This window comes from Halochromatium sp. (genome assembly GCF_054919635.1).
This window is the reverse complement of sequence record NZ_JBUDPI010000150.1, coordinates 1-8,218: the sequence shown is the minus strand read 5'-3', so window position 1 is coordinate 8,218 and position 8,218 is coordinate 1. Positions and strand designations below refer to the sequence as shown.

Genomic DNA, 8,218 nt, shown 5'->3' with positions numbered 1-8,218 from the left:
TCGAAGGATGCCTCAGATGCATGTTGCAGCGCTAGTTTATATGCGCTCGCCCTGCTTTCCGGATTCGATCTTCGATAGATCCAGGATGTCGTTGATGATCTGAAGCAGCGATCGTGCCGCCTGCTCGATCTGTACCAGCCGTGCCTGGGTCTTGGGATCGATGCTCTGTCGCTGCGCAAGCTGGGCCATGCCGATCACGGCATTCATCGGCGTGCGGATCTCATGGCTCATGTTGGCCAGAAACCGGCTCTTGGCCTCGGTTGCGCTTTCGGCCTTCTGTTTGGCGCTGAGCAGCTCGCGCTCCTTGCGTACCTTCAGCTCTGCCTCGGCGAGGAGGTTGCCGAGGATTCGCAGGAATGAGGCCTGCTGCAGGCTCCAGTCGCGGCGTTGGCGCAAGCTGTCGAAGCCGAAGAAGCCGACGATCTGGCTGCCGACGTGGATCGGCACGGTGAGCAGGGACTGGATGTCTTGCCGCTTGAATTCCTGTCGTTCGCGCTCGGCTGTGGCTGGCAGCTTCTCGACATTCGGGATCAGTACATAATCCTGCGATAGGATCTTGTGCTTCCACCAGGGCAGGGCGTCGGTATCGACAATGGAGTCGTTCAGGAAGGTGTTGATGCCGGGTGCACACCATTCGTGGCTGTTGTGCATCTGTGCCAGGTCGTCGGAGAAGCTGAATAGATAGCTGCGGTCGACCTCGAAAAAGCGACCGGTGATTGCTAGGAATCGATCGAGCTTGGCGTCGATGTTACTCAGATCAGCGCTGATGAAGTCGGTCGAGAGCTCGCTCATCATGGCCTGGAAGCGGTTCTGATCAATGAGTGCCTGGTTGGCTTGGGTGCTCTTGGCGAGGGCCTTTCGATAGCGGCGATTGAGGGTGATGACGTAGGCCGAGATCAGGCCCGCCATGAGCAACAGGCTCAAGCTGATCGCCAGGCCGCGATGGAACCAACGCAGATCGATGCGCTGTCCGGGTTGATACAGCAGGCCATCGAGCGAGAAGTGCTTTGGTAACAGCCCAAGCTCGATATAGACATCGACGATATGCTGCCATCGGCCCGGATTCATGTAGCCGATGTCGACCAGATCGGGCTCGATCAGGTCGTGCAGGGTCTTGGCCTCGTAGCGTAGATGATCCAGCGATTTATCGGGATTCCAGCGCTCGTGGATCAGCTGGATGATCTCCTCGGGATGGCTTAGCGCATAGCGCCAACCACGCAGGCTGGCTTGGAGAAAGGCCTCGACGCGCTCGGGGTGACGCCTGAGCTCACGCTGGCTGGTGAACAGGCTGTCGCCATAGAAATCGACCCCGTAGCGCTTTGGCCACAGGATCTGGTAGCGCTCACCTTGCTGCTGCAGATAATAAGGCTGGTTGGTGACATAGGCGCTGAGCGCGTCGATGTTTGGGTCGAGGTAATCAGCCTGATCGACCTCGCCGTCGGTCAGCTGCAGTTGATCGAGAGCAACGCCCTCCATCGCCAACATCGCCAGGAGTTCGGCGTCGCGCGATCGCCGGGTCATCTTGACCCTAGCGCCGATGAGGTCGTGCGGGGTGAAGATGCCGCTGTGCTCGCGCGCGAGCATGACCAGCGGTGAATGTTGGAAGATGGCCGCGAGCACCACGAGCGGCTCGCCGTCCCGGGCGCGCAGCAGGAGCTCGGTATTGGTGACGCCATACTGGGCATGACCGCTGATAACCGATTCAACGACGTCTTCTTGCTCCGAACGCTCGCGGATGATGACCTCGAGACCAGCGTCGCGATAGAAGCCCTTGGCCTGTGCAGCGTAATAGCCAGCGAACTGGAACTGGTGGAACCAGCGCAGCTGTAGCACGACCCGTTCTCGCTCCGGCTCCTTGGCCGAGCTCGACGCCTCGGACCCTCAGCGGTCTTGATTGACCGCTGGCGGTGGGTCGCTGCGCCCGCTGGACGTCTCAGTGGCGGGTCGCCCTTCGGATTGTGCGAGGATCTGCTCAGCGCCGAGCAGCAAGCCCATTGCCAGCACGACGAGCGGGGCAGCGAGCCTGGTCCGCAGCGCCCTGTCACTTGGGCCGCGCCTTGGCGGTGGGTCGCTCGCGATACCCTTGGTCAGGTTGCTGGCGCTGTTGGTCTTGGCGATCACATGGCAATCATCAGGCAAGATTCGCGGTCAGTCACCAATCTGGCCAAGGGGAGGGTGGTGGCCAGTGGTTGCGCATCAGACGCTAGGTTAACAGTTCTGATCCTGAGCCAAGCAGCTGCGATTGCGACCGGAGGCCTTGGCCCGATAGAGCTGTTGATCGGCCTGGCTGATCAGCAACGAGGCGCTGGTGGCTGGGGTGCAGCACGCGGTGATGACCCCGAGGCTGATCGTCACATGGGGAGCGTTCGGTGAGGATGCGTGTGGCACGGCCAGCGATGCGACGCTCTCGCGCAGCTCCTCGGCGAGCGCAAGCGCGTCGTCGGCAGAGGGCCCGTCGGCTAGGATGCAGGCGAATTCCTCGCCGCCATAACGGGCGACCAGATCGGTGTTGCGCCTTAACCTGCTGGCTAGCACCTGGGCGACCGCACAGAGACAGTCATCGCCGAGCACATGGCCGTAGGTATCGTTGAAGGCCTTGAAGTGATCGATGTCGATCGTGATAGTCCAAGCCGGGCTCGCGAGCGGGCATGGCGGGCATGTTCCTGAGCAAGGACCTCGTCGAACCGACGCCGATTGGCGATGCCGGTTAGGCCATCGGTGGTGGCCAACCGGGCGAGTCGATCGCGAGCCTGCTTGAGCGCGATCTGGTTGCGAACCCGAATCTGAAGTACGAGGGGGTTGATGGGCTTGGTGATGTAGTCCATCGCACCAAGCTCAAGCGCGCGTGTCTCGGCGGCGCTGTCATCGCGCCCGGTGATGAAGAGCACCGGGATGGCCTCGGTCAAAGGGTCGGCCTTCAACTGGATGCAGACGGCAAAGCCATCGATGCCGGGCAGCATCAGATCGAGCAAGATCAGGTCTGGCTCTGTGCTGGCGGCGATCTCTAGGGCCTTCTCGCCGGTGAGTGCGAAGAGGATCTCGTATTGGCCTCGAAAGAGGTTGGCGATCAGCTCAACGGTGGCGGGGTCGTCATCGACGATCAGGATCTTGGCCAGCGATCGCTCGGGCATGGGTGGGGTCGTCTCCGTGAGGACGCATTCAATCTGGCCTGTCGATGCTGGCAATCCCATAGGATGAACCGATCAGGGCTGGAGGAGGCCTAGCGCGGCTTCTGCTTGCGCGTTAGGTCGATGATCGGGACCTGAACCGGCGAGCGGGGCCGAAACGGCGGTTGTTGCGGCCGGCGCTTGAACGGCTCGGTGAGCTGGTCGGCGAGCCAGAGACCGAGCAGCGCGAGCGGCAGGGCGATCAGCCAGGCCGGTACCGGTAACGTGAGGATCGTGATGCCGCCGAGCAGCGGTAGTTGATAACTCCAGGCGGGGGATGCCGAGGCGAGATGGCCGAGCAGCAGGTTGGCGGTCTGGCTGAATGCCATCAGCAGCGCTGCGGCAAGCGTCGTCAGCAGGGGGCGGCTCCAATCGCCGCGGGCGATTCCGGCCAGACTCGTCGTCTGGCCAGCTGCGATCTGCAGGCCCAGCGCGAGGACGGCTGGCGCGATGAGCATGACCGGATAGAGCTGATCGGGCCAGATCGGGCCGCTGACCAGCGCGAGGCTGGCGAGCCCGATCAGGAGCCAGCCCTCTTGGGCCTGAGCCCCTTGTTGAGCTGGTAGCTGATCCGGTTGCTGAGTCCCTTCCTGGACCTGCACCGTAGGCTGTTCCTGTTCTGGCACCTGCTCCTGTATCGGTGCACCCCTCTTGGGCGACAGCGGGCTTGTCTGTCGTCGATCGCTAAGCACAAGCCCGGATTGGGTCCAGCGCAGCAGCCGCGGGAACGCGCCGAGCCATTGCCTCAGGCTCAGTAGCGCAGGCAGCAAACAGGCATAGTCCAGCGACTTGCCGAGCGCGAACGCTACTGCCTCGGTTGCGTCCGGATAGGTCCAGAGGCCCAGGAAGAGGTTCATCCAGTAGAAGAAGAGCCAGCCTGCGGCCAGACTGGTAGGAAACAGGAGCAGGAAATAGCCGCGACGCTGGCTGATCAGGCTGCTGCCAGTGCGGCGCTCGGTATCGGCATTGATGAGCAGGGTCAAGGCCAGCGTGAGCAGTCCAATTGCCGCATTGACGGCGGCGCCGTCGAGCGCGATCAAGGCCACGAATAGCAACAGCAGCGCGATCCAAACGTAGCGCGGCCAAGGGCGCGCTGGCCGGCGATGCCTGTAGGCGAGCTCGAGCCGCTTGTTCTTGCGAGGCCAGCTCAACCAGAGCAGCGCGCCAACAAGCAGGATGGCAAGCAGTTGGACCGCAAGGGTAAAGGCCACACTGACTGGCGCTGGGTCCCAAGCGCGGCTCGCCAGCGGAAGTTCAAGCAGGCTAGCCAACGGCTGACCGCTCAATATTGCTCCCGCTAGCGGCAGCAGAGCGGTGAGCACTGTGATGGCGATCAGACGAGAGGCTAAGCCAGGCATCAGTCAGTCAGACCCTACAATTCGGTTGGAAGGTTTCCTCCATCGTCCCTCCTGTGTTGTGCGCTTATGATTGGCTGCCACTAGCCACTAGCCACTAGCCACTAGCCACTAGCCACTAACGCAAGACTTGGTCAATGCGAACTTGAACCGGACCGCTCCCTGTGCTGTTGATCGGCCCGGTCTCGCCTTGCAGATCGCCGGGACGTGGCATGGCTTGGCCCGATGGCGAGACCCGGGCGCCCACGATGATCTGGGGGAAACTGGATAGCTGCATCGTCGGCATCATTGCCATGCTGTCATCGAGCCGAGCCTCGACCGGCAAGTCGCCGAGGGTGGCGCGCTGAACGGCGAGCGGCATCGGTGGACCAGCAGCGGCTTTGGCATAGATGAAGACCGGCGTACTTGGTGGTAGGCGATCACTGAGCTCGCTTGCCAGCGTAACCTGAACCCGCACGCCTGGGTTGGTGGCAGCAGGGTCTGGCTCCGGCTTCGGCCCCTGCGCTGACTCTGACTCTGGCTCTGACCCGGGCTTCGGCTTCGACGCTGCGGCTGAGTCTTGCGCGGCTACTTGCCCAGCAGACCCTGCCGTGGCCTCTGCAGCTGCACTGACCGGAGCGGCTTGGGCAAGCTGTTGCGCCTCTGCAGGCACACCAGCGCGCTGCTCGGCCTCGTCGATCAGGCTGCGCAGCTCGACGGCATCCTCGCTGTCGGGGTCGGCCTGCTCGAGCAGCTTGCGCCAGGTGGTCGCGGCGGAGCGGAACTGCCCGCGTTGGAAGGCGACCATGGCTGCCAGCCAGCGGGCGGTGGCATTGTTGGGCTCCAGCGCGAGCGCCTCGGAGATCAGCTCGGCCGGGCGCCCCTCGAGCTGGTTATCGTTATTGGTCGCGATCGATTCAGCGTAGGCGAGCACGATCATCGGATCGGTCGGTAGCAGCTTGTAGGCCTGCGCAAGCGCTGACTCTGCGCGCTGGCGGTCACCGGTCGCGAAGTAGGTCCGCCCGAGCATCATCCAGCCTTCGGCATCGCCGGGCTCTTGCTCGAGCCGCTGCTCGAGCCGCGCGACCAGCTCCTCGAGGGGGGGCAGCTCTTGGCCGCCTGCACGGCCGGCGCCTGAGCCGCCGCTTGCGGCGAGCTGCTCGAGCTGGGGGATGATGGCCTGGTTGCCGATCAGACCATAGAGCGCCCAGGCAGAGAGCGGAACGATCAGCAGCAGCGCAAGGGCGGTGCGACGGGGGCCAGGTAGCTGATAGCGGCGCTGCTTGGCATCGGTACTGGCGGCTGCGGTGAGCGGATCACGATCGCCGAGGTCGTGCAGTAGCTCGCGCTCGAGGTCGCGTCGCGCGGCCTCGTAGACGGTCTGATCGAGCTTGCCGCTGCTCAGATCGGCATCAAGCTCGGCGAGCTGCTGTTTGAACAGCTCCAGGTTCAGCCGCGCCTGCTCAGCGTCGCTGTCATCCGAGCTCGGCTGGTCTTGGGGCTGTTGCGAGGGGGCCAGTAATGGCGCGACGGCGAAGAGGACCGCGAGGCCAGCCAGCCCCGCGGCGAGAATCCAGAAGATGGTCATGAGCAGATCGTTGACGGGCTATCGGTGACGGGCGAGCTCGGTCAGGAGCCGGACGAGGGGGCGTCGCGCTGCTGATCGAGAAGGGCTTGTAGCCGCTGGCGCTCGGCCTCGGAGATCGGCTCGTCCTTGGCGCGTTTCTTGTTCAAGATGGTGCGGACGACGACAAACCCGGCGATGCCGATGAGGAGGAAGGGGCCAAACCAGAGCAGATAGGTGGACGGTTTCAGCGGCGGATCATAGAGCACGAAGTCACCATAGCGCTCGACCAGGAAGTCCAGGATCTCGTCCTGCGACTGCCCAGCGCGCATCATCCGGTAGACCTCCTTTCGCAGATCCTGCGCGAGCTCGGCCTGTGAGCCAGCGAGCGATTCATTCTGACAGACCAGGCAGCGCAGCTTGGCGATCAGGTCGCGGAACTCAGCCTGCTGCTCGGGGCTGTCGAACTGGAATTCTTCCAGTGTATAGGCGCTCAGACCAGCGCTGCCGAGCAATAGCAGTGCACCGAGCAGCAGCGATCTGATCAGCGGTGACTTCTTGATCAGTGGAAACCTCGTTGGCGGTGGAGTCATCACGCGCCCTCGGCCTTGAGCTGCGCGACCAGTGGCTGCAGGGTCTCTTCCCAGACCTTGCGGTCGATCGGCCCGATGTGCTTGTGGCGGATGATCCCGTCCTGGTCGACGATGAAGGTCTCAGGGGCGCCGTAGACGCCCCAGTGTAGGCCGACCTTGTTGTCGGGGTCATAGCCGTTCATCGCGTAGGGATTGCCGGTCATGCGCAGTACCGCGAGCGCATCCTGGGCATCGTCCTTCCAGTTCAGACCGACGATCTGGAAATCGGGCTCCCTTGAGAGGGCCATCAGGGCCTGATGCTCCTGCCGGCACGAGCTGCACCAGGAGGCCCAGACGTTGACCAGCGAGATCTGGCCTTTGAGATCCTCGTCGCTGACGCTACGGCCGGGATCGGTGAGCTCGGGTAGGCTGAACTCGGGCACAGGCTTGCCGATCAGCGGTGAGGGCACCTCGCTCGGGTCCTTGCCGAGCCCGATCACCAGTAGGATCACCAGCGCGCCGAAGATGATCAACGGCATGAGGAAACGAATGGACTTCGACATACAGCGTTGCTCCTGCTAAGCCTTTGCGCCGATCGTGCCAGCCGGCGCTGTGCTTTGCACACGCGCGGTTCGATAGCGTCGGTCAGAGACGGCGATCGCACCACCGAGGGCCATCAAGGCCGCACCGAGCCAGATCCAGCGCACATAGGGCTTGTAGTAGAGCCGTAGCGCCCAATCGCCGCCGCCTACCGCCTCGCCGAGCGAGACATAGACATCGCGGAAGAACCCGGCGTCGATCGCCGCCTCGGTCATCGGCATGCCACCGCCGAGGTAGGAGCGCTTCTCCGGATACAGCTCGGCGATCTGCCGATCGCCACGATAAACCTTAAAGTGGCCCTGATCCGCGCGGTAGTTGGGGCCATTGACCTTCTTTGCGCCCAGGAATTCGAAGCGATAACCGGCCATCTCGTGGCTGTCCCCGGGCGACATGCGCAGATCCTTCTCGATCTCATGGTTGGAGACCATGGTGACACCGACGACGAATATGGCTACCCCGAGATGGGCAATGACCATGCCGTAGAAGCTGCGACCGTTGCCGCTGAAATCGGCAACGATGGCCTGTCGCCAACCACTGCGCTTGTGCTTAAGACGATCGCGAACGATGGTCAGATGCGAGAACAACAGCCAGGCCGCCAAGGCGATACCGATGGGCACCCAGAGATCATCGCCGGCTGCCGATGACATCGAGGTCAAGATCAGCACGCCGATGCTGAGCGCGAACGCCAGCCATAACAGCTTGGTCAGGCGCCAGGGCTGGTCGCTCTTCCAGCGGGTCGCCGGACCGATTCCGAGGAGCAGCGCCAAGAACGGTGCCAGGGCCAGGAACATCTTATTGAACCAGGGGAAGCCAACGGAGATCTTACCGAGGTTGAAGGCCTCGTAGATCAGCGGTGCCAGGGTGCCGAACAGCACCAGCACCGTGAAGGCGACGAACAGCAGGTTATTCAGCAGTAGGGCGCTCTCACGCGAGAGCAGGTCGAAGCGCCCGCCCTCGGAGACCTCTGGCGCGCGCCAGGCA

9 protein-coding genes are annotated in these 8,218 nt (G+C 63.1%); all 9 read right to left on the bottom strand.

Annotation, left to right across the window (positions count from 1 at the left end; translation table 11 throughout):
• Positions 1–36: 36 nt before the first annotated feature.
• Entirely contained in the window at positions 37–1,833 is a 1,797-nt protein-coding gene (locus tag ACY693_RS10500; protein ID WP_462321778.1) for an ABC transporter substrate-binding protein, read from the bottom strand.
• 48 nt (positions 1,834–1,881) lie between these two features.
• Complete coding sequence (locus tag ACY693_RS10495) at positions 1,882–2,139, bottom strand: hypothetical protein (protein WP_462321777.1); 258 nt, start codon at positions 2,137–2,139, stop codon at positions 1,882–1,884.
• Between the two features lie 69 nt (positions 2,140–2,208).
• Positions 2,209–2,571 carry a diguanylate cyclase gene (locus ACY693_RS10490; RefSeq protein ID WP_462321776.1) on the bottom strand — a complete coding sequence of 121 codons (363 nt, stop codon included), beginning with the start codon at positions 2,569–2,571 and terminating at the stop codon, positions 2,209–2,211.
• Entirely contained in the window at positions 2,529–3,131 is a 603-nt protein-coding gene (locus ACY693_RS10485) for a response regulator (protein ID WP_462321775.1), read from the bottom strand. Before ACY693_RS10485 ends, ACY693_RS10490 begins: the two co-directional genes overlap by 43 nt.
• A gap of 89 nt (positions 3,132–3,220) precedes the next feature.
• Positions 3,221–4,438: a hypothetical protein gene (locus tag ACY693_RS10480; protein WP_462321774.1), complete on the bottom strand. Its 1,218-nt coding sequence runs from the start codon at positions 4,436–4,438 to the stop codon at positions 3,221–3,223.
• 202 nt (positions 4,439–4,640) lie between these two features.
• Positions 4,641–6,089: a c-type cytochrome biogenesis protein CcmI gene (gene ccmI / locus ACY693_RS10475; protein ID WP_462321773.1), complete on the bottom strand. Its 1,449-nt coding sequence runs from the start codon at positions 6,087–6,089 to the stop codon at positions 4,641–4,643.
• A gap of 41 nt (positions 6,090–6,130) precedes the next feature.
• Positions 6,131–6,658, bottom strand: a complete 528-nt coding sequence (locus ACY693_RS10470; RefSeq protein WP_462321772.1) for a cytochrome c-type biogenesis protein — start codon at positions 6,656–6,658, stop codon at positions 6,131–6,133.
• Positions 6,658–7,200: a DsbE family thiol:disulfide interchange protein gene (locus ACY693_RS10465; protein ID WP_462321771.1), complete on the bottom strand. Its 543-nt coding sequence runs from the start codon at positions 7,198–7,200 to the stop codon at positions 6,658–6,660. Before ACY693_RS10465 ends, ACY693_RS10470 begins: the two co-directional genes overlap by 1 nt.
• A 15-nt stretch (positions 7,201–7,215) precedes the next feature.
• On the bottom strand, positions 7,216–8,218 hold a 1,003-nt coding region (locus ACY693_RS10460), incomplete at its 5' end, for a cytochrome c-type biogenesis CcmF C-terminal domain-containing protein (RefSeq protein WP_462321770.1).

What these genes read in the sequence shown, in the direction of transcription:
- ACY693_RS10485 (WP_462321775.1), bottom strand. Translation starts at nt 3,131, where the DNA reads ATGCCCGAGCGATCGCTGGCCAAGATCCTGATCGTCGATGACGACCCC.
- ccmI (WP_462321773.1), bottom strand. Translation starts at nt 6,089, where the DNA reads ATGACCATCTTCTGGATTCTCGCCGCGGGGCTGGCTGGCCTCGCGGTC.
- ACY693_RS10470 (WP_462321772.1), bottom strand. Translation starts at nt 6,658, where the DNA reads ATGACTCCACCGCCAACGAGGTTTCCACTGATCAAGAAGTCACCGCTG.
- ACY693_RS10465 (WP_462321771.1), bottom strand. Translation starts at nt 7,200, where the DNA reads ATGTCGAAGTCCATTCGTTTCCTCATGCCGTTGATCATCTTCGGCGCG.